This is a genomic window from Cuneatibacter caecimuris (assembly GCF_004216775.1).
Lineage (GTDB): Bacteria > Bacillota > Clostridia > Lachnospirales > Lachnospiraceae > Cuneatibacter > Cuneatibacter caecimuris.
Genome location: NZ_SGXF01000003.1, coordinates 368,495 through 388,300, shown reverse-complemented (window position 1 = coordinate 388,300; position 19,806 = coordinate 368,495). Strand labels below are relative to the sequence as shown.

Below are 19,806 nucleotides of genomic sequence, written 5' to 3'. Positions count from 1 at the left end.
TTTTATTCTTCAGTTACCCTGGTCAGCTGTTCCCCGGTCTTGCCTCCGCTCACCTTCTGGAACGCGTCATAAATGATGCCGGTCATCTCTTTGTCAGACATCACCATCATGATCACATTGCCGCAGTTGGTAACAACCACATTCTCAGCCGACACACAGATCCACTTTCTGGGGTCCACACCCTCCAGAACTTCTTTTTTAATTTTTTCCACATCAGCGCCGTCCTTTGCCCGGATCAGCACCATGGAATATGCCACTGCATTAATCATCGCGTCAGAATAGACTGCTTCTTCCACAGAATCTGTGCCAGACATACCGGTAATATATTGGAACATTTCCGCGTCTGAAGTATCCAGTTTCTCCGCAGGAGCTACAGCAATTTCAAATCCTACTGCATTTTCATATATCTCATCCACGATATCTGTCAGAGATCCCTCCAGCTGGGCCGCCTCTGTAGTTGCCGCTGTGGTCTCTTTGGGAGATCCGCTCCCGCATGCTGTCATTGTAATTGCCAGCGCTGCCGCCAGCACCAGACTGATCATTCTTTTTTTCATCACTTCTCTTCTCCTTATTCTTCCTGTAATATTGCCGCATAGCCGTCTTCCGTTTTTTCCACTGTTACGACGGCATGCTGCCCTCTGGCTGAAATATACAGCCGCGGTATCTGGCCTGCCGCCGGTTCCGGCAGTTTCCAGTATACAGCTGTCTTCCCTGATATCTTCAGGGAAGCTGCCGCATCTTCCGCGAAAGCTTCCTCTAAAAACAGTATTCCCTGATCCGCATGTATTTCTGCACTGCCGCTGTCAATTTCCAGAAGAAGCAGTACTTCTGCCTGCGCATTGGCCGGCATGATAAATGCCTCTGCCCTTACTTTTCCAGGCCCCTGCCCCACAGTCTGAACCACTGCAGGCTTTTCGCTCAGGGGGGTCCCGCCAGACCAGACACGTATGGATGGATTTCCCCGAAACAGCAGTCCTGCCGTTCCCAGAAGGATTGCAAAACACGCAGCAGACACCAGCAGACGCCTGCTTGCGATCCGCCTGGTTTTTGGCCTCCCATATTCTGTCTCCAGCTGCAGCACCCTGTTCCGCAGCCCTGCAGAAGGCTGCACCTTCTGATACGCTTCCCGCATATTCCGGTCAAACATGGCTGTCCTCCTTCCATCCCTTCAGCAGCTCCCGTCCTCTGGACAGGCGCATTTTCACCGCAGATTCAGAGATCCTCAGCATGACCGCCGTCTCCTTCACAGAGTATCCTTCCAGATAGTGCAGCGTAACTGCCAGCCGGTATTTGTCCGGCAGCCCCATCACCTCTTCCAGAAATCCCGTTTCTTCTTCTGAAAGCGCATATTCCTGCAGTTCTTCCAACGGAACCGCCAGCCGCACTTTTCTTCGCCTCAGCTGGTCTCTGCTCTGATTCACTGCCGTCCTGATCAGCCAGGCTCTCTGGTGATCACTGTCAGAAAATACCGGCCGGCGGCGCAGCAGCTTCAGAAATATTTCCTGTACCGCATCCTCTGCGTCTTGTCTGTTCTGCAGCTCTGAAAAGCAGACGCGGAACAGCAGAGCGCCGTATCTGTCGTAAATCTCTTCCAGCCCCTGAACCGCTGGGTCTGCTGATTCCTGTTTTTTGAAGCGCACTGTTTCAGCTCCCTTCATCTATAACACGCGCCGGACAGCCGGCAGGTCACATTTTTTTAAAATTTTTCATCCCTCAAAAGGACCCTCCTGCAGCGGCTGACCGCAGGCAGGAGGGTTAAAAAGGGGTTACCCGTTTTATCATTACCAGATTTCATAGGCACTTATTCCGGAAGGCACTTCACCGCCGCCCGCTCTATTTCCAGTCCGTCCAGATAGCGGCGGAGGAAAAGATCAAAGCCGGCCACGTCTTCAGGTTCCGGCAGCACTTCATCTCCCGTCTCTCCTGCAAATACCTTCTTTTCCAGATAGGAATCCAGTGTCTCCCCCACTTCTTTCCCGACCATATAGGAAGCCAGCAGGGCAATTCCCCATGCGCCGCCCTCACCGGCAGTTTCCATCACAGAAACAGGCACATTCAAAGCACCGGCCATCATCCGCTGGCCCACGCCTTTCGTCCTGAACAGGCCGCCATGCCCTAATATTTTATCCAGACGCACGCCTTCCTGTTTTAAGAGGATGTCATTTCCGGCCTTCAAAGCGCCCAGCGCGGTGAAGAGATGCACCCTCATAAAGTTAGCCAGGTTAAATTTATCATCAGGACGGCGGACAAACAGCGGGCGCCCTTCCTCAAAGCCGGTGATGTGCTCGCCCGAAAAGTAATTATAAGCCAGCAGCCCGCCGCAGTCCGCATCTCCTTCCAGGGCCTTGCGGTACAGGGTTTCAAACAGGCTGTCCATGTCCGCCGTCATGCCAAAGCTTTCGGCAAACTCTTTAAAAATATTCACCCAGGCATTCAGATCCGACGTACAGTTATTGCAGTGCACCATGGCCACCAAATCTCCGGCAGGCGTGGTAACAAGATCAATTTCAGGATATACTTTTGAAAGCTCTTTTTCCAATACCACCATGGAAAAAACAGATGTTCCGGCCGAAACATTGCCGGTCCTTCTTGCGACGCTGTTGGTAGCGGCCATTCCGGTTCCGGCGTCGCCTTCCGGCGGACAAAGGGGAATTCCAGGCTCCAGCAGCCCCGTGGTGTCCAGCAGCCCAGCCCCTTCTTTCGACAGAACTCCTGCGGCTTCCCCTGCGGTCAGCACCCTGGGCAGAATTTCCCCGATCTTCCAGGGATATCCATATCCTTCCACCAGCCTGTCAAATATTTCCAGCATCCCTTTTTGATATGTATGGGTCTGTATATCAATCGGAAACATCCCGGATGCCTCTCCCACTCCCAGAACCTTCTCGCCTGTCAGCTTCCAGTGCACATATCCTGCCAGTGTGGTGAGATAAGCGGCATCTTTTACATGACTTTCTCCATTCAGCGCCGCCTGGTACAGATGAGCAATACTCCACCGCTGCGGGATATGATATTGAAATGCTTCTGTCAGCTTTTCAGATGCTTCCCCTGTCATCGTATTGCGCCAGGTGCGAAACGGCGTCAAAAGCCTGTCCTCTTTATCAAAAACCATATAGCCGTGCATCATTGCGCTGAATCCCAAAGCCCTGATCTTTCTCAGGTCTGCTCCATACTGCCCCCTCACATCCTCCGCCATCTTGCGGTAACTGTCCTGAATCCCGGCCCAGATATCTTCCAGAGAATAGGTCCAGATCCCATTCTCCAGCCGGTTTTCCCAGTTATGGCTTCCTGACGCCACAGGCCTGTGGTTTTCATCCACCAGCACTGCCTTGATCCTTGTGGAGCCCAGTTCAATTCCCAAAACTGCCTTCCCCTGTTCAATCATCTCCCGAATTTCGTTCTTTGTCCCGCTCATCCAGTTTCCCTCCAATGATTCGTTTGCTCAGAAACACATTTTTTTCATTATCTAATATAACTCTGTTTCTGTCAACTAACAATTTAAATCAGGGAAAGAACAACGAGTCCGGCCAGCCGGACCCGCGCGCCGAAGCGCGGTCGCTTTAGCGGCCATATCTCCTTTGCAATAACAAAAGCGCCCCTGATCACAGAGGCGCAAATATTTCTCCTAAAGTCTTCACATCCGCGTTCAGCCTGGCAGGCCGCCCAGGAAATAAGTAAACCGCGTTCCTGACATGGCTGCATCCGCCATATTCACACAGCTGTTTCCCATTCTGTCAATACTGTGCAGAATTCCGGTAAAAGCGGCGGTCATCGCCGGGCTGCATCTGCCCTGATTCACCCGTTCCATATGGGCCCGGCGCATTCCGATATCCAGCGTCATCACCTGGTTTCTCTGCTCCAGAATCTTTTCCGCGCTCACAGTATCGCCGTACATCAGGGCCTGAACCGCCTGTCCGTACATCTCCTGTATCATTTCCAGGCTTTTCGCCAAATCCACGGATGCCTCCCGGGAATAAGCACGTTTGCCATCCGCCCCTTTCCTGAAAGCATCCGCTGTTTCACAGCAGAGGCTTCCCATTCTTTCAATATCGCTGAGCACATACATCAGCCCCGCGGTCTGTGACGCCTGCTCCTCTGTAAGGACTCCTGCTGCAAACAAATCGGCCAGATACTCCATAATTTCATCATAGGTTTTCTGTACAGACCGGCCTTTTTCCCGGATCATTTCCACAGTCCGGGCGTTTCCTTCTTTCACTGCCGTACCTGCCAGAGAGAGCATTTCATGGACGGACTTTCCGGCATTCACCACCTCCCGGGCCACCAGTTCCAGCGCGGCGGCCGGCTGGCTGATGATCCTTCGGTCCAAAAATCCTGGCTGGCGTTCCGGTTCCTCTTTGCCTTTCGCATCCGGAATGATCCGCATCACCAGTTTTACCATCAGCCAGATCAGCGGCACCCAGATCAGAACCATTGTGACATTAAAGGCTGTATGGGCATTGGCAATCTGTCTGGAAATTGCGTCCACCTCTGCGCCTCCGGGCGACAGCCACCGAATCAAAGCGGCAAAGGGTTTGATCAGCCAGATAAACAGCAGCGCCCCGGACACATTAAAAATGCAATGGGCTGCCGCGGTCCTTCTGGCGTCTTTGGACTGGCCCACAGAGGCCAAAAGAGCTGTGATTGTGGTCCCGATATTATCGCCCAGCAAAATGGGGATAGCGCCTGTAAGCCCGATGATGCTTGTGATCCCATCTGCAGCAGGCTGAGATGCAAAATTCTGCAGAACCGCAATGGTAGCGCTGCTGCTCTGCACAACCAGGGTCATCAGCGTTCCTACCAGCACTCCCAATACAGGAATATGGGAAACCTGCTCGATCATTTTCAGGAACACAGGGCTGGAAGCCAGCGGCTCCATTACAGAACCCATAATTTCAATACCTGTAAACAGAAGGCCGAATGCGAAAATCGTCTGTCCGATATTTTTCAATTTTTCCTTTTTTGTTACAAAAGAAAGTAAAAATCCAATAAATACGATCAGGTAAATATAATCGCTGATTTTAAATGCAATGAGCTGAGCAGTCATGGTAGTGCCGATATTGGCGCCAAGGATTACGGAGATTGCCTGCGGCAACGTCATAAGACCTGAACTGACAAAACCGATCGTCATCACCGTAGTGGCGCTGCTGCTCTGCAGCACCGCGGTGGCCAGAGCCCCGGCCAGCACGCCCAGCACAGGATTTCTGGTCAGCATGGAAAGGATGCTCTTCATTTTTTCTCCTGCTGCTTTCTGCAGGCATTCACTCATCATATTCATTCCGAAAATGAAAATGGCAAGCCCTCCCAGCAGGCCGAATATCGTTTGAAATGTACTGTTCATTCTCCGGTTTCCTCCGTTTTCTGTATTCTGACATGATTACATTCTTCCCACCCGGCGCCTGTTTACCCGGGCACAAATACGCTTCCGAAAACAGATTATCAAATCCGTGTAAAATCTTCCCGCAAATTCATGTTAAATCTTCGTAAAATAATCGGCTGATTTTACAAATTATATCTATGTGCAAAATTATTCATTGTTTCTGCATTTTTATTAAAAATTAACATTGCATTCAAATCCGCAAAATGATATAGTAGCTGATACATTACTTAATATTTACAGGAGGAATTATGATGAAAAAATTTGCTGCATTACTGTTAGGCGCAGCGCTGGCTGTCACCGCGCTCTGCGGCTGCGGGCAGTCCGGTGAAAAAGTGACTGCCAAAATTATCGAGATTGACCTGACCAATGAAGAATATGCATTTGGCGTGGATAAAAACCAGCCCGAACTGTTGGAACAGGTGAACCAATTTATCAAAAAGATCAAAGAAGACGGCACCATGGATCAGATCTTTGACAAGTATTTCGGAGGCGGAACGCCTTCTGCAGTGAAATCTGCGCCCCTGGATTCTTCCAAGGATCAGCTGATTGTCGCAACGAATGCTTCATTTGAACCTTTTGAATACACTCCGGGAGAAGACTATTACGGAATCGACATGGAAATTGCATCTCTCCTGGCAAAAGAGCTGGGCAAGGAGCTGGTAATCCAGAACATGGATTTTGAAGCAGTGTGCCTCTCTGTGGGACAGCAGAAATGTGACATTGCCATGGCAGGGCTCACCATTTCCGAAGACAGAAAAGAATATGTAAACTTTTCCGATCCTTATTATGAAGCTTCCCAGCGTCTGATCGTCCGCAGTGATGATGAAAAATTTAAAGACTGCAAGGATGCCGCTGCTATTGAAGAGATCTTGAACAGCATGGATAATAAAACCTCCTTCGGCGTTCAGGGCGGAACCACCGGGCAGTTTTACCTGGAAGGAAGCGAAGATCTTGGTTTTGAAGGATTTCCTGTAAAATGTGTTCCTTATAAAAATGGATCTCTGGCTGTTCAGGATCTGGTAAACGGGAATGTAAATTATGTGGTGATCGATTCTGCACCTGCTGTCTGCATTACAGAAGCAATCAATAAGATGCAGTAACTGCTCTTTCACTGCAAAGGATGGTATTATGGGTAATTTCGGTCAGAAAATAGACAAGTTTATTGAAATATTTCTGGAGCAGAACGGTTATGTAAAAGTTCTGGAGGGACTGCAGAACACGCTGCTCATCGCTGTCGCAGGCCTGATCATCGGAATCCTCATCGGCACGCTGATCGCGACTGTCCGGGTAATTCCTAAATATAAGATGTTTCCAAGGATTCTGAATGGTTTCTGCAGTTTTTATGTTGGGTTGTTTCGCGGAACGCCTATGGTGGTACAGCTGTTGGTGTTCTACTATGTGCTCCTGCCCATTATGGGCCTCAAAACCACCGGCGTACAGGTATCCATGCTGGTGTTTGGACTCAACAGCGGCGCGTATATTTCAGAAATCATGCGCAGCGGCATTCAGTCAGTGGACAGCGGTCAGCTGGAAGCCGGCAGGGCCGTAGGCCTGAGTTTTGGAACCAGCATGTGCAAAATTGTGATTCCTCAGGCTGTAAAAAATATTCTCCCCACGCTGGGAAATGAATTTATCTCTCTGATCAAGGAAACCTCTGTCGTCAGCTTTGTGGGAGCTGCTGACCTATATGTGGCTTTCAGCTACATCGGAAGCAACAGCTATGAGTTCATGGTTCCCTATCTCGTCATGGCGCTGATTTATATTTTGATCGTGCTGCTGATTTCTCTGGGAATCAAATTGCTGGAAAGGAGGTTCAGTAAGAGTGATCGACGTAATTGACCTGAAAAAAAACTACGGCGGACATGAGGTGCTGAAGGGGATCAATGTTACCATCAACCGCGGTGATATCGTTGTGGTCCTCGGGCCTTCCGGTTCCGGAAAGAGCACGTTCCTGCGCTGTCTGAACTGCATGGAAGACCCTTCCAGCGGTAAAGTTGTGTTTAACGGCGTGGATATCGCTGACATGAGCGTCAACATCAATATTCACCGCCGGCGCATGGGCATGGTATTCCAGCATTTCAATCTGTTTAACAATAAGACTGTGGTCCAGAATATTATGATGGCCCCGGTATACGTCCAGTGCCAGGAGCTGCGCAGGGCAAAACGCAGCAATATGCGTACCCTCCTGTTGAATCTGTTCCGCGGAGCTTCCAAAAAGGTGCCCCTGGAAGAGATTTCAGTTTCTAAAAAGCAGATCATCGCTCAGGCCAGAAAACAGGCTTTAGATCTGCTGAAGCGCATTGGTCTGGAGGATAAGGCTGACGTCTACCCCTCCACCCTGTCCGGAGGCCAGAAACAGCGGGTAGCTATCATCCGTTCCATGGCTATGAATCCGGACGTAATCCTGTTCGACGAGCCCACCAGCGCCCTTGACCCGGAAATGGTGGGGGAGGTTCTGGACCTGATGAAAGCTCTGGCGTTGGAAGGCATGACCATGATCATCGTCACCCACGAAATGGGATTTGCAAAGGAAGTGGCAAACCGGATTCTGTTCATGGATGATGGTGTGATCCTGGAAAGCGCGCCCCCGGAAGAGTTTTTCTCTCATCCCAAACACCCCAGGCTGAAAGATTTCCTGTCCAAGGTGCTCTCCATCGAATAATGTATCAATATAAGCAGCGAATAAAAGAAGGGAAACGGCGGTCGTTTCCCTTCTTTTATTTACCGGACAAAAAGCTTTTTTATGTTCCTTTTATAAAACACATACAGCAGCACAGCCGCGCCCGCCCAGGCCGCCACTTCCGCCATATAGATACCGTATTCCCCCATAAAGCCGGGCAGGATCAGCGCAGCGGAAATGCGCATCACCAGTTCCAGCACGCCGGAGGCCAGGGGGATAATGGTATTTCCCATCCCCTGAAGGGCGGAGCGGTAAATATGCAGGCAATAAAGGACGGGGAGAAAAGATCCCATGACAGTGAGATAATGATAGGCATATGTAATCACCTGGTCCGCATCGGCATTTCCCTTTTCCACAAATATGGATACAATATGCTGCCCGAATACCAGCATGGCGGCTCCGATCAGCACGGAGGTGAGCGCCGCCATTCCAAATCCCTGGCGAACGCCGGTTTTAATCCTGTCATATTTGCCTGCCCCCAGGTTCTGCCCGGTATAAGTGCATACCGCAAAACCAAAGGACACAGCCGCGATTTCCAGCAGCCCATAGAGCTTATTGGTTGCCGTAAACCCGGCCACAAATATCACGCCGAAGGTGTTCACGATGGACTGAAGAATCATGCCGCCCACAGCGATAATTACATTCTGCACCGCCATCGGGGCCGCCAGGCCAAACAGACGCTTCACCATCTGCGGCTCCCCCCGCAGGTGCTGCCGCTTCGCCTGCAGAATCGGAATTTTCCGTATCCGGAGAAAGCAGTAAACGCAGGAAACTACCTGAGCGATGAGAGTGGCCGCTGCCGCTCCTGCAATGCCCCAGCCAAATCCTGCTACAAACAGGAGGTCCAGCACGATATTGCACACAGAGGCCACCCCCATGGCCAACAGAGGGGTGGCGCTGTCTCCAATAGCCCGCAGCACAGAGGAGAGCCAGTTATAGATCATCACAATGATAATTCCGCTGAACATGATATACACGTACAGCAGCGCGTCCTCCAGGATCTCCTCCCTTGTGCCCATGAGCGTCAGCACCGGTCTGGCTGATGCCAGAAATACCGCCGTCACCGCCAGGGCTGAAATCACAGACAGCACCAGCGAGACCATCATGGTATGTTTCAGCGAATTTTCATTTTTCGCGCCGTAATACTGTGCCATCAATATCGCAAATCCCTGCGTCAGCCCGGAGCACAGCCCCAGGCTCATCCAGTTAAACCAGTCTGCCGAACCGAGAGCTGCCAGGGCGTTAACCCCCACTACCTGGCCCACCACCGCTGTGTCCACCAGGGTATATACCTGCTGAAAGATGTTTCCCAGCATCAGCGGCAGAGCAAATCTTAAAATCATCCGGCCGGAATGGCCCTTTGTCATATCTTTTCCTTGTATTGCCATACTTTTTCCTTGTCCCAGCCAGATGTTTCAAACCAGATGCGGCTGCTGCGGCAGTCTCCAGCCTTTCGATTATGTTCCTGGCGTCACGGATCTTCCTCTGCATTTCCTCCCTGGTATACGTTTGGTCCCAAGCAGGATAATGTCTTTTTTGTTTATGTAGATGGGAATATCCCCGGCCGCTGGAACTGTATCCCCAATAAATGCTGCGTCATCAATAAAATATGAAACTTCATCAGTTATCAAGGCCGGCCTATGCGCATTTGGCCGCTAAATGCATTTAAGTATCTTGCCGCCTTCATGATGAAGAATGAAAAACCCCAGAATCCGCATGATTCCAGGGTTTTTGGCATTTTTGAGGTTGATTATCTCTTGCTGAACTGAGGAGCACGACGTGCTGCCTTCAGACCGTACTTCTTTCTTTCCTTCATACGAGGATCTCTGGTCAGGAAACCTGCCTTCTTCAAGATCGGACGATATTCTGCATCAACCTGCAACAGGGCTCTGGAGATGCCGTGACGGATCGCACCAGCCTGTCCTGTAGTGCCGCCGCCGTGTACGTTCACCAGAACGTCAAATTTATCCAATGTCTCTGTTGCTGTCAGAGGCTGACGAACAACTACCTTCAGTGTTTCCAGACCGAAGTAATTGTCGATATCTCTCTTATTGATCGTAATATTGCCGGTACCCGGTACCAGGTATACTCTGGCAATGCTGCTCTTTCTTCTTCCTGTTCCATAAAACTTTGCCTTAGCCACTGTAATTTCCTCCTTCCGCTACCCGATTAAAATGTCAGAACTTCAGGCTTCTGAGCTGCCTGCTCGTGATCCGGACCCGCATATACATGCAGCTTCTTGATCATGCTTCTTCCCAGAGGTCCCTTGGGCAGCATACCCTTTACAGCTAACTCAATCACCTTTTCAGGCTTCTTTGCCATCAGCTCTCTCAGAGTTGTCTCTCTCATGCCGCCGACATACTCGGAGTGGTTGTAATAAATCTTCTGGTCCAGCTTCTTGCCGGTCACATGAATTTTGTCAGCATTCACAACGATCACATAATCACCTGTATCGATGTGAGGAGTAAAGACGGGCTTGTTCTTGCCTCTCAGCACTTTGGCAATCTCAGATGCCAGACGGCCTAATGTATATCCTGTAGCGTCAACTACATACCATTTTCTCTCAATTGTTGCAGGACTTGCCATGTAACTTTTCATTGGTTTACCTCCTATGAAATCTGCTCTGTTCTTTTTATGAAAAAATGTACTACCGGGGCATTGGCTCATACACTCTTCTCATCCTAATAGGCCGCAGACATACCGCAGCCTTTACATTATAGTACACTGATCCGGCTGTGTCAATCATTTTTTTCAAAATTTTCCTGTTGATTTTTCTTCTCATCTTCTGTCACGTACCATTCGGAGAGCAGTTTTTCTTTTTGGAATCCCAAACTTTCATAGAGCTTCCAGGCTATCCTGTTATGCTCCGCGCAAACCAGCGCCACTTCCCGGTAATTCCGTTCTGCCGCGCCCTGGAAAAACAGCTGCAGCGCCTCTTTGCCGTACCCCTTTCCCCGAAATTCAGGTAGGATTCCCACGCCTTCCAGTTCCAGCCTGCCGTCCTCATGGAGCCATTCGGAAAATCCAACCGTCTCCCCTCCGGCCCGCAGCAGAAATGCTTCTGATTCCGGGGCTTCCAGCAGCCGTTCAATATCCTCCTGCCCATAGGTAGCTCCCACCGGCACTTCACGGAAAGATCTGTTATAAACATCCAGATAGAGTTTCCCCGTCTCCCGGGTGAGCAAAAGCGGCTCCAATTCTCCTGTTGCCTCTCTTCTGTCAGGGACCGGCCTGGACAGCAGCCACATCCCGCCTTCGTGGCGGTAGGTAAAATAATCAAATTTACGCCCATCAAAGACGCGTCCTGTAAAATCAGCCAGATGCACCTGCCGCGCCCCGTTGCGTACGCATTGTTTCGTCAGCCGGAGCACTGTGCGATCATAGTCTTCTTCCCCGCAGCTCCTTAGAAGCAGGTAGGCATGGCCTTTCGGGGCAATCTCTTTCTGCACCAGTTTATAATCCCAGCGCCCGTTTTTTCTCTGAACCACTGGTTCCAGTCCCGTTTCTTCCTCAATGGAGACAAGCGTCAGCCCTTCCGGCGGCGCCTTTGGCCCCGCGGCCTGGCGGTTTCTGGCTTCCAGAATCTCCTTCATATGCCCGGGCGGATACATTCCCGTACCCACCCGCAGAAGCGTACCCACGATGATGCGGACCATGTTGTAAAGAAAGCCATTCCCGCAGATCCGGATTGTGATCACTTCGCCTTCCTGACTGACATCCAGACTGTAAATCTCCCGGACCGTATCCTCCGCCTGGCTCCTGCTGGAACAGAAGCTGGAAAAATCATGTTCCCCCACCAGATGCCCGGCAGCCTCTGCCATATGCTCCGCATTCAGAGGCATATAATAAAAATAGGCGTACCGGCGCAGGCAGGGGAGGGGGATTTTTCTGTTGAGAATCTTGTATTCATATGTTTTGCGCGTATTGCACTTCCGGGGATGCCAGGGCAACGGCACTTCACAGGAAGACTGGATCACAATATCCTCCGGCAGCCTCTGGTTTAAGGCCATGCAGATTTTATCCGCGGGAATCCTGGTCTCTGTATCAAATACCGCGATATTTCCCAGCGCATGCACGCCGGAATCCGTCCTGCTGGCCCCGATCACGGCTATTTCTTCCCTCAGCAGCCCGGAAAGCTTCTCATTAAGGACCGCCTCCACGCTTACGCCCCGGGGCTGCATCTGCCAGCCGCAGTAATTGGTTCCGTCATAAGAAACCACAAGTTTAATTCGCTTCATCTGTCATTCTCATCCCTTTTTTACTGATTTTACAGGCAAACCTGAAGCGTCACCACCAGAGCAAAATACCCCAGCACCGCCGCATACGCCGCTGCATCCCGTTTCTGGTACTTCAAAGGCTTCATTTTTGTCCTGCCCTCATCGCCGCGATAGCAGCGGGCCTCCATAGCCATAGCCAAGTCAGACGCCCTCCTGAACGCGGAAATGAACAGAGGCACCAGCAGCGGCACCATATTTTTTACCCGCTGCAGCAGATTTCCGCTCTCAAAATCAGCGCCCCGGGCCATCTGCGCTTTCATAATCTTATCTGTTTCTTCTATCAATATCGGAATGAACCGGAGCGCTATGGACATCATCATAGAAATATCATGGACCGGCACTTTGATTTTCTTTAGAAATCCCAGGCTCTTCTCCAACCCGTCCGTCAATCCGTTAGGCGTGGTAGTCAGGGTCATCATATTGGACCCCAGGATCAGGTATACCAGACGGATGGCAGTAAATACAGCCAGCGTCAACCCTTCCCTGGAGATGTGGATAATCCAAAAATCAATCAGGGGCGTTCCTTTCGTCAGAAACAGCTGAAATACCACGCTCAGCAGAAGCAGAAAGATAATCGCCTTCATTCCTTTTACCATATAGCTTACAGGCACCCTGGACAGCCGGATCACTATGAAAAGAAATACCGTGGCCGCCAGATAGCACCAGATGTTTCCCGCAATGAACAGAGAAATCAGATATAACAGGGTGCCAGCCAGCTTTGTGCGCGGGTCAAGCCGATGTATGGGGGAATCGGTACCATAATATTGACCGATTGTTATGTCTCTAATCATTGATTACACATCCTTCAAAATTTTTAGTATTGCTTCCTTCGCTTCCCGCACAGTAATCAGATCCGTTTCGATGGGAAAGCCTGCTTCCCGCAGGGCATGGACAATATACGTGACCTGCGGCGCGGCAAGGCCGATCTCTTCCAGCTCCCTGAAATGAGCAAATACTTCTCTGGGAGAACCGTCAAATTTCACCCTGCCTTTGCTCATCACGATCAGCCTCCTGGCGTATACAGCCAGGTCTTCCATGCTGTGAGAAACTAGTATAATCGTAAACCCTTTTTCCTCGTGCAGCCGGCGCACCTGTCCCAGAATTTCATCCCGGCCCACAGGGTCCAGTCCGGCTGTAGGTTCATCCAGGATCAGCACCTGAGGCTGCATGGCCAGAACCCCTGCAATCGCCACTCTCCTTTTTTGCCCTCCGGAAAGTTCAAAGGGCGAGAGCTTGTAATAAGACTCGTCCAGCCCCACCATTTCCAGCGCCTCCGCCGCCCGCTTCTCCACTTCTTCTTTCGGCAGCTTCAGATTTTTGGGTCCAAAGCAGACGTCGGAAAACACATCCGTTTCAAACAGCTGGTGCTCCGGATACTGAAACACCAGCCCCACCTTGCTGCGCAGCTCCTTCAGGGAATATCCTTCCCCATATATATTTTCACCGTTATAAAGTATTTCTCCGCTGGTAGGCCGGATCAGCCCATTCAGATGCTGAATCAGCGTAGACTTTCCAGAACCGGTATGGCCCATCAGGCCGATAAATTCGCCGTCCCTGATTTCCAGATTCACATCTTCCAGCGCATGTACCGGTGTGGTCGTATCCTGTCCGTAGACATAATTCACATGTTTCAGCGTAATCGGCATAATTCTCTCACCAGCTCCTCTGTCTCCAATATTCCGTCCGGCAGCTTCACGCCCGCCTGCTGCAGCTCATAAGCAAGCTCTGTTACCTGGGGCACATCCAGCCTGTAGTGTTTCAGTTCCCTGACCCTGGCAAATATCTGACGGGGCGTCCCCTGCATCACGATCTTTCCTTCATCCATCACAAAAACCCGGTCTGCTTCCGTTACTTCTTCCATATAATGGGTGATCAGAATCACCGTAATCCCTTCCTCCTTCTGCAGGCGGCGGACGGTTCTGATCACTTCCCCGCGCCCATTGGGGTCCAGCATGGCGGTGGGCTCGTCCAGCACAATGCACTTTGGCTTCATGGCCATTACTCCCGCGATGGCCACCCGCTGTTTCTGGCCGCCTGACAGTTTATTAGGGGAATGGTAACGGTAAGCCGTCATTCCCACAGCTTTCAGGCTGTCATCCACCCGCTTCCATATCTCCTCTGTGGGAACGCCCATGTTTTCGGGACCGAATCCCACATCCTCCTCCACCACATTAGCGATGATCTGATTGTCCGGATTCTGAAAAACCATGCCCGCAGTCTGGCGCACATCCCACAGATTTTCATCCAGGGCCGTGTCCTTTCCCTCCACCCACACGGTTCCTCCGCTGGGCAGCAGAAGGGCGTTTAAATGCTTTGCCAGCGTGGATTTGCCGGACCCATTATGGCCCAGCACTGCAATAAACTGCCCCTGTTCCACCTGGAGATCCACTCCGTCTATCGCCCGGGTCACTTCGGAAGGGTTGCCCTGGTCGTCGTATTTCTGATATTCATAAACCAACTGCTCTGTTCTGACAATTTTCATTCTGGAATCACTCCTTCTCAACACTGCTATTGTCTCCATTCCGCCTCCTTCTGTCAAGTCTTTTTTCTTAATTAACTGTTGTTCTTTTGGGTTTTAAGTGATTGCTTGACATTTTGAATTACATCATTTAAAGTGAAATCAAAAGGAATCCTCCCACCAGGAAAGGAAGTGTTATTTATGGCAACACCTCAAAAACAGGTTTACACAGAGGCTGACTATTATGCTCTTCCGGAAGATGTACGGGCCGAACTAATTGACGGCCAAATCTATTACCACACCGCTCCCAGCAGAGTTCATCAAAAGATATCCGGTACTTTATATTATAAAATCAGGGATTACATTGAATCAAAGAACGGCACATGTGAGGTCTACCCGGCTCCATTCGCTGTCAAATTGAAAGAGGATAGGAAAACCATTGTTGAACCTGATATAAGCGTAATATGCGACCGCAGCAAATTAACAGACAAAGGGTGCACAGGGGCTCCGGATTGGATTGTTGAAATCGTTTCCCCTGGTAATTCAAGCCATGACTATGTACAAAAGCTAAACTTGTACCTTGATGCAGGTGTTAAGGAATACTGGATTGTAAACCCCATGGAGCAGAATATTTTTGTATATTACCTTGAAAAAGAAAACTTCAAAGTCACCTCCTGCACCTTTCAGGACAAAATAAAGGTCAATATCTATGATGATTTATGGATTGACTTTCAGGGAATTATGTTGTAATTATTTATGGTAGTTCAGCGACAAAACCCTTGACATGACACAAAAATAATACTATAATTACCAAAGGTTTTTCATAAAATTACATTTAGAATTTTACGGGGAATGAAGTTCTCCCTAGGGCAACCTGAACCGCTTATTAAGCTGATGACTTCTGTGATGGTTTTTTTCTGTCGCAGAATTATCGGCTTTTTGTTTTTATTATACAGGAAACTGCGTTCCCTGCGCAATAAAACCATCCGGGGGATGCGCACTACACGCTAAAGAAATATTTTTGTAAATCCAAGGAGGATGTATTATGTTAACTTCTCTCGCCCTGATTTTTCTGATCGGCCTTTCCATGGCCACGGTCTGCCAAAAGCTGAAGCTGCCGCGGATTATCGGAATGCTGGCCACAGGCATTATTCTGGGCCCTTATGTCCTGGACCTGCTGGACCCGTCGATTTTATCAATATCATCTGAACTGCGGCAGATGGCCCTGATCATCATTCTGCTGAAAGCCGGGCTTTCTCTGGACTTATCTGATCTGAAAAAAGTCGGGCGGCCCGCGGTGATGATGTCTTTCGTCCCCGCCAGTTTTGAAATTCTGGCTTTCTTCTTATTCGCCCCCGTCCTGCTGGGCGTTACCAGGACGGAGGCCGCTGTGATGGGAGCTGTTCTGGCCGCCGTCTCCCCGGCGGTTGTGGTGCCTCGTATGGTTCACCTCATAGAGCACAGATACGGCACATCCAAAAGTATTCCTCAGCTTATCCTGGCAGGCGCTTCCTGTGACGATATATTTGTGATCGTGCTGTTTTCTACTTTTGCCGGAATCGCTCAGGGCGGCAGCGCCCAAATTATGGATTTTATTAATATCCCTGTCTCCATTATCTCCGGCATCGCCTTGGGCGCTGCGGCGGGTTTTGCCCTGAGCTATTTTTTTGAAACTGCCTTTGCCCACAAAAACTGCGTCAGAAACAGCATGAAAGTCATCATTGTGCTGGGCGTTTCCTTTCTTCTGATGGCTGCCGAGACCTGGCTGAAAGGAATCGTGTCTGTATCCGGTTTGCTTGCAGTGGTCAGCATGGCCTGCGCCATAAAAATAAAAAGCATTGCTTTCGTATCCAGACGGCTGTCGGAGAAGTTCGGCAAGCTATGGCTGGCCGCTGAAGTAATCCTGTTTGTGATGGTCGGGGCAGCTGTGGATATACGGTATACGGTGGACGCAGGAGCTGCGGCTATCATCATGATACTGACCGCCCTTGTATTCCGGGCCTTTGGCGTCTTCCTCTGCCTGTTGAAAACACAGCTGAATCTGAAAGAGCGGATATTCTGTATCATCGCTTACCTGCCAAAAGCAACAGTCCAGGCGGCTATCGGTTCGGTACCGCTGGCCATGGGCCTGCCCTGCGGCCGGATGGTTCTCTCTGTGGCTGTTTTGGGAATTCTGATCACAGCTCCTCTGGGCGCGCTGGGAATGGACTGCACCTACAAAAAGCTGCTCACAAAAAAGGATGAATCCCGGCCTGAATGAATAGAGCCAAGATAAAATTAAAACAATTGATTATTTTACATTGATGATGAATTTAAGATAATTGCCCTTTCAGGCAGTGTATTAGAAAAACAGAACATGGGTCTGATCGATCAGAATCCGTCCGGGGCAGAAACCCTTTAATAAAATGCCGGCAGACCGGCTGAAATCAGCCGGCCCGCCGGGCCCCATCAATAAAACACTGTACAACAATTCTTATTATAGTTATTTTTTCTAAGTCTGTCCAGATTCTTTTCTGTGCAGAAATTAACCTGTTTTGCCAATCTGCACTTTAAACCAGATAGGTACGCATGGTGCGCAGCGCATGTTTCTCCAGACGGCTGACCTGAGCCTGGGAAATATCAATCTCCTTTGCCACCTCCATCTGGGTTTTGCCTTCATAGAAACGCATTCTGATAATATTCTTTTCCCGGTCATTCAAATGCTTCATCGCTTCCTTTAACGCGATTTCTTCAATCCAGTTATCTTCTTTATTTTTTTTATCGCTGATCTGGTCCATCACATATAAAGCGTCGCCGCCGTCTGTATAAACCGGCTCGTACAAGCTTACGGGGCTCTGGATCGCATCCATGGCATAGACAATTTCCTCTTTGCTCAGCCCCACTTCTTCTGCGATTTCCATGACCGAAGGTTCCCGCGCGTTTTTCCTAGTCAGCTGCTCCCGGGCATGGATCGCTTTATATGCTGTATCCCGCAGGGATCTGCTGACTCTGATGGAGCTGGACATATCTCTGAGGTAGCGACGGACCTCTCCGATAATCATGGGGACCGCATAGGTGGAAAACTTCACCATAAACTCTGGTTTAAAATGGTCGATGGCTTTAATCAGCCCAATGCAGCCGATCTGGAACAGATCGTCCACATTTTCCCCGCTGCCTGAGAATCTCTGGATCACACTGAGCACCAGCCGGAGATTTCCCTTAATGTATTCTTCCCGCGCCTCCATATCCCCCGCCTGAATTCTGGCAAACAACGCCTCTTTTTCTTCTTCCCGCAGCACCGGCAGCTTGGCCGTATTGACGCCGCATATCTCTACTTTGTAGCCTGCCATCCTCTCTTACGCCTCCAGAATCAAATTCAAGTTCTGGAATAATCATGCACGGTTTTGAAGACCTTTATACGAGTTAAAGTCAGGTTATATTTTCCTGTAAAACCTGTTGTTCAGGCCTTGACAAAACTGGTTTCTAAAGGCGCCTGCTTTTCTGATTGCAAACTGATGCAAAGGATTCACAAACCATCTGTTGTAAAAATCTTCCTTCCATGATAGAATAGAAACGATTTTAACTCCGCAAAATAATGAGTCCGGTTCGCCGGACTCTCGCGCCGAAGCGCGGTCGCTTCAGCGGCCATATTTTCTTAGCGCGCAGTGCGCATCCTCCGGAGGGTTTTGTTTCATAGGAAACGCAGTTCCTATAAAACAATGAAAGCGTTCAGAAACACTATCATACAAGCACAGAAAGGATGACCCAATGAAAAAAAGATATGATTGCCGGCGCGGGCTGGCTGCGGCCGGCGCTGCGGTTCTCAGCATTTCCATCATACTGGCAGGCTGCGGAAAAAGCGGCAGTGAAACAGAAGCTCCCTCTACAGAGCCAGATATCATCACCTTTGCCGCCAGCGGCGGCCTCATGGAACCCGGCCCGTTAAAAGAAGGCTACAAAGAAACAAGTGAAATGGTTAGGATTATTGCTGATACCAATCTTTACGCCGATGAGTCCACAGACTCAGCTGTTATCGCGCGTTTTACTCCCGGAATTGAAGTTCTGCGTGTCGGTATCGGGGAAGAATGGAGCGTGGTCCTGTTTAATTACCAGAATTGCTTTGTGAAAAACAGTGATATAGAAGTGTCCGCCGGTGATTCAGAATCCTCTTCAGAAGAAAGCGTTTCTCCTGAAGAGACCACTTCCCTCCCTGTTGAAACCACCGCCCCTGCGGCTGCTGACGGAGGGCAGGAAATTCCCACCATGGCTGTTGATATGAGTAATATTGCCGCCCTGTCCAATGAATCCATCCCCTGGGGCTATTCCTCTAAAGACCGGGATGAACAGAACCGCCCCAACGGCTGCATTGGTTATCAGAAAAAGTACGGGGGCTACGGAGCTGATTTTCTTCGGGCAGATTCCAAAACAATCTACCTGACTTTTGATGAAGGCTATGAAAATGGCTGTACTCCTGCAATACTGGACACACTGAAGGAGAAAAACTGTAAAGCCGTTTTCTTTGTGACCATGCCCTTTGCCAAGCAGAATCCTGAGCTGGTTCAGCGAATTATCGACGAAGGACATGTGCTGGGCAGCCACAGCGTCACCCACCCTTCCGCAGGGCTTCCAAGCCAGGATCTTGAAACGCAGAAGCATGAGCTGATGGACCTGCATGAATACATCAAATCAAATTTCGGCTATGAAATGTATCTTTTCCGTTATCCTGCCGGCATTTTCAGCGAGCAGTCCCTGGCGCTGGTCAACAGCCTGGGTTACCGCTCCGTTTTCTGGAGTTTTGCTCACAAAGACTGGGAAGTGGATAACCAGCCTGACCCGGCTGAAACACTGCAGCGTGTGACCAGCCAGCTGCATCCCGGAGCAATTTATCTGCTGCATGCCGTGTCCACCTCAGATACTCAGGCTCTGGCGCCTTTTATCGACGAAGCCCGGGCGCAGGGTTATACCTTCGGATATTACTCCAAACGATAAACACTGAAACACAGATTCCTATGCAGTAAACAGATTGAGACAGCATAAT

At 50.0% G+C, this 19,806-nt stretch carries 19 protein-coding genes and 1 riboswitch; of the genes, 6 read left to right on the top strand and 13 right to left on the bottom strand.

From position 1 onward, the window contains the following. Positions 1-2: 2 nt before the first annotated feature. The 5 genes from EV209_RS09990 to EV209_RS09970 form a co-directional block, all read right to left on the bottom strand. The gene (locus tag EV209_RS09990) at positions 3-554 is read right to left on the bottom strand and encodes a hypothetical protein (protein WP_130435306.1); all 552 of its coding nucleotides are present in this window, start codon (positions 552-554) and stop codon (positions 3-5) included. Positions 555-568: 14 nt separating this feature from the next. After that, positions 569-1,147, bottom strand: coding sequence for a hypothetical protein (locus tag EV209_RS09985; protein ID WP_130435305.1), 579 nt, complete (start codon positions 1,145-1,147; stop codon positions 569-571). Beyond that, the gene (locus EV209_RS09980) at positions 1,140-1,658 is read right to left on the bottom strand and encodes an RNA polymerase sigma factor (RefSeq protein WP_130435304.1); all 519 of its coding nucleotides are present in this window, start codon (positions 1,656-1,658) and stop codon (positions 1,140-1,142) included. Before EV209_RS09980 ends, EV209_RS09985 begins: the two co-directional genes overlap by 8 nt. Before the next feature lie 143 nt (positions 1,659-1,801). After that, positions 1,802-3,412 carry a xylulokinase gene (locus EV209_RS09975; RefSeq protein ID WP_130435303.1) on the bottom strand — a complete coding sequence of 537 codons (1,611 nt, stop codon included), beginning with the start codon at positions 3,410-3,412 and terminating at the stop codon, positions 1,802-1,804. 231 nt (positions 3,413-3,643) lie between these two features. Further along, positions 3,644-5,335 carry a Na/Pi cotransporter family protein gene (locus EV209_RS09970; protein WP_130435302.1) on the bottom strand — a complete coding sequence of 564 codons (1,692 nt, stop codon included), beginning with the start codon at positions 5,333-5,335 and terminating at the stop codon, positions 3,644-3,646. Positions 5,336-5,622: 287 nt separating this feature from the next. Between EV209_RS09970 and EV209_RS09965 the strand changes: the two genes are divergently transcribed. From EV209_RS09965 to EV209_RS09955, 3 genes are read left to right on the top strand one after another with little or no spacing between them, the layout of a single operon-like run. Further along, positions 5,623-6,474, top strand: coding sequence for a transporter substrate-binding domain-containing protein (locus EV209_RS09965; protein WP_130435301.1), 852 nt, complete (start codon positions 5,623-5,625; stop codon positions 6,472-6,474). 28 nt (positions 6,475-6,502) lie between these two features. Then, positions 6,503-7,213 carry an amino acid ABC transporter permease gene (locus EV209_RS09960; RefSeq protein ID WP_130435300.1) on the top strand — a complete coding sequence of 237 codons (711 nt, stop codon included), beginning with the start codon at positions 6,503-6,505 and terminating at the stop codon, positions 7,211-7,213. Beyond that, positions 7,197-8,036 carry an amino acid ABC transporter ATP-binding protein gene (locus EV209_RS09955; RefSeq protein WP_130435299.1) on the top strand — a complete coding sequence of 280 codons (840 nt, stop codon included), beginning with the start codon at positions 7,197-7,199 and terminating at the stop codon, positions 8,034-8,036. Before EV209_RS09960 ends, EV209_RS09955 begins: the two co-directional genes overlap by 17 nt. A gap of 59 nt (positions 8,037-8,095) precedes the next feature. On the opposite strand, the gene EV209_RS09950 is transcribed toward EV209_RS09955, so the two are convergent. From EV209_RS09950 to EV209_RS09920, 7 genes are all read right to left on the bottom strand, one after another. Beyond that, a complete protein-coding gene (locus tag EV209_RS09950; RefSeq protein ID WP_130435298.1) occupies positions 8,096-9,442 on the bottom strand; it encodes an MATE family efflux transporter in 1,347 nt (448 codons plus the stop codon). 362 nt (positions 9,443-9,804) lie between these two features. Next, positions 9,805-10,197 carry a 30S ribosomal protein S9 gene (rpsI, locus tag EV209_RS09945; RefSeq protein ID WP_130435297.1) on the bottom strand — a complete coding sequence of 131 codons (393 nt, stop codon included), beginning with the start codon at positions 10,195-10,197 and terminating at the stop codon, positions 9,805-9,807. Between the two features lie 26 nt (positions 10,198-10,223). Further along, positions 10,224-10,652 carry a 50S ribosomal protein L13 gene (gene rplM, locus EV209_RS09940; RefSeq protein ID WP_130435296.1) on the bottom strand — a complete coding sequence of 143 codons (429 nt, stop codon included), beginning with the start codon at positions 10,650-10,652 and terminating at the stop codon, positions 10,224-10,226. Between the two features lie 140 nt (positions 10,653-10,792). Continuing rightward, complete coding sequence (gene truA / locus EV209_RS09935) at positions 10,793-12,292, bottom strand: tRNA pseudouridine(38-40) synthase TruA (RefSeq protein ID WP_130435295.1); 1,500 nt, start codon at positions 12,290-12,292, stop codon at positions 10,793-10,795. A 29-nt stretch (positions 12,293-12,321) separates the two neighbouring features. Then, a complete protein-coding gene (locus EV209_RS09930; protein ID WP_130435294.1) occupies positions 12,322-13,122 on the bottom strand; it encodes an energy-coupling factor transporter transmembrane component T family protein in 801 nt (266 codons plus the stop codon). A gap of 3 nt (positions 13,123-13,125) precedes the next feature. Beyond that, positions 13,126-13,977 carry an energy-coupling factor transporter ATPase gene (locus EV209_RS09925; RefSeq protein WP_130435293.1) on the bottom strand — a complete coding sequence of 284 codons (852 nt, stop codon included), beginning with the start codon at positions 13,975-13,977 and terminating at the stop codon, positions 13,126-13,128. After that, the gene (locus tag EV209_RS09920; RefSeq protein ID WP_130435356.1) at positions 13,962-14,813 is read right to left on the bottom strand and encodes an energy-coupling factor transporter ATPase; all 852 of its coding nucleotides are present in this window, start codon (positions 14,811-14,813) and stop codon (positions 13,962-13,964) included. The genes EV209_RS09925 and EV209_RS09920 overlap by 16 nt, the downstream gene beginning before the upstream one ends. A 177-nt stretch (positions 14,814-14,990) precedes the next feature. Here EV209_RS09920 and EV209_RS09915 point away from each other — a divergent pair, with 177 nt between their 5' ends. Further along, positions 14,991-15,539, top strand: a complete 549-nt coding sequence (locus EV209_RS09915) for a Uma2 family endonuclease (RefSeq protein ID WP_130435292.1) — start codon at positions 14,991-14,993, stop codon at positions 15,537-15,539. A gap of 89 nt (positions 15,540-15,628) precedes the next feature. Next, positions 15,629-15,700, top strand: a riboswitch (Fluoride riboswitch). A gap of 134 nt (positions 15,701-15,834) precedes the next feature. Next, on the top strand, positions 15,835-17,049 hold the full coding sequence (locus EV209_RS09910; protein WP_130435291.1) for a cation:proton antiporter: 1,215 nt from the start codon (positions 15,835-15,837) through the stop codon (positions 17,047-17,049). A 289-nt stretch (positions 17,050-17,338) separates the two neighbouring features. On the opposite strand, the gene sigG is transcribed toward EV209_RS09910, so the two are convergent. Next, the gene (gene sigG, locus EV209_RS09905; protein ID WP_130435290.1) at positions 17,339-18,118 is read right to left on the bottom strand and encodes an RNA polymerase sporulation sigma factor SigG; all 780 of its coding nucleotides are present in this window, start codon (positions 18,116-18,118) and stop codon (positions 17,339-17,341) included. 418 nt (positions 18,119-18,536) lie between these two features. Here sigG and EV209_RS09900 point away from each other — a divergent pair, with 418 nt between their 5' ends. Continuing rightward, positions 18,537-19,757, top strand: coding sequence for a delta-lactam-biosynthetic de-N-acetylase (locus EV209_RS09900; protein ID WP_130435289.1), 1,221 nt, complete (start codon positions 18,537-18,539; stop codon positions 19,755-19,757). Positions 19,758-19,806: the final 49 nt, after the last annotated feature.

Excerpts from the sequence above, each read along its gene's own strand:
- EV209_RS09975 (WP_130435303.1), bottom strand. The coding sequence starts at position 3,412 with ATGAGCGGGACAAAGAACGAAATTCGGGAGATGATTGAACAGGGGAAG.
- EV209_RS09925 (WP_130435293.1), bottom strand. The coding sequence starts at position 13,977 with ATGCCGATTACGCTGAAACATGTGAATTATGTCTACGGACAGGATACG.
- rplM (WP_130435296.1), bottom strand. The coding sequence starts at position 10,652 with ATGAAAAGTTACATGGCAAGTCCTGCAACAATTGAGAGAAAATGGTAT.
- EV209_RS09960 (WP_130435300.1), top strand. The coding sequence starts at position 6,503 with ATGGGTAATTTCGGTCAGAAAATAGACAAGTTTATTGAAATATTTCTG.
- EV209_RS09985 (WP_130435305.1), bottom strand. The coding sequence starts at position 1,147 with ATGTTTGACCGGAATATGCGGGAAGCGTATCAGAAGGTGCAGCCTTCT.
- EV209_RS09950 (WP_130435298.1), bottom strand. The coding sequence starts at position 9,442 with ATGGCAATACAAGGAAAAGATATGACAAAGGGCCATTCCGGCCGGATG.
- EV209_RS09910 (WP_130435291.1), top strand. The coding sequence starts at position 15,835 with ATGTTAACTTCTCTCGCCCTGATTTTTCTGATCGGCCTTTCCATGGCC.
- EV209_RS09920 (WP_130435356.1), bottom strand. The coding sequence starts at position 14,813 with ATGAAAATTGTCAGAACAGAGCAGTTGGTTTATGAATATCAGAAATAC.
- EV209_RS09980 (WP_130435304.1), bottom strand. The coding sequence starts at position 1,658 with ATGAAGGGAGCTGAAACAGTGCGCTTCAAAAAACAGGAATCAGCAGAC.
- EV209_RS09965 (WP_130435301.1), top strand. The coding sequence starts at position 5,623 with ATGATGAAAAAATTTGCTGCATTACTGTTAGGCGCAGCGCTGGCTGTC.
- truA (WP_130435295.1), bottom strand. The coding sequence starts at position 12,292 with ATGAAGCGAATTAAACTTGTGGTTTCTTATGACGGAACCAATTACTGC.
- EV209_RS09930 (WP_130435294.1), bottom strand. The coding sequence starts at position 13,122 with ATGATTAGAGACATAACAATCGGTCAATATTATGGTACCGATTCCCCC.
- EV209_RS09915 (WP_130435292.1), top strand. The coding sequence starts at position 14,991 with ATGGCAACACCTCAAAAACAGGTTTACACAGAGGCTGACTATTATGCT.
- EV209_RS09990 (WP_130435306.1), bottom strand. The coding sequence starts at position 554 with ATGAAAAAAAGAATGATCAGTCTGGTGCTGGCGGCAGCGCTGGCAATT.
- EV209_RS09900 (WP_130435289.1), top strand. The coding sequence starts at position 18,537 with ATGAAAAAAAGATATGATTGCCGGCGCGGGCTGGCTGCGGCCGGCGCT.
- EV209_RS09970 (WP_130435302.1), bottom strand. The coding sequence starts at position 5,335 with ATGAACAGTACATTTCAAACGATATTCGGCCTGCTGGGAGGGCTTGCC.
- sigG (WP_130435290.1), bottom strand. The coding sequence starts at position 18,118 with ATGGCAGGCTACAAAGTAGAGATATGCGGCGTCAATACGGCCAAGCTG.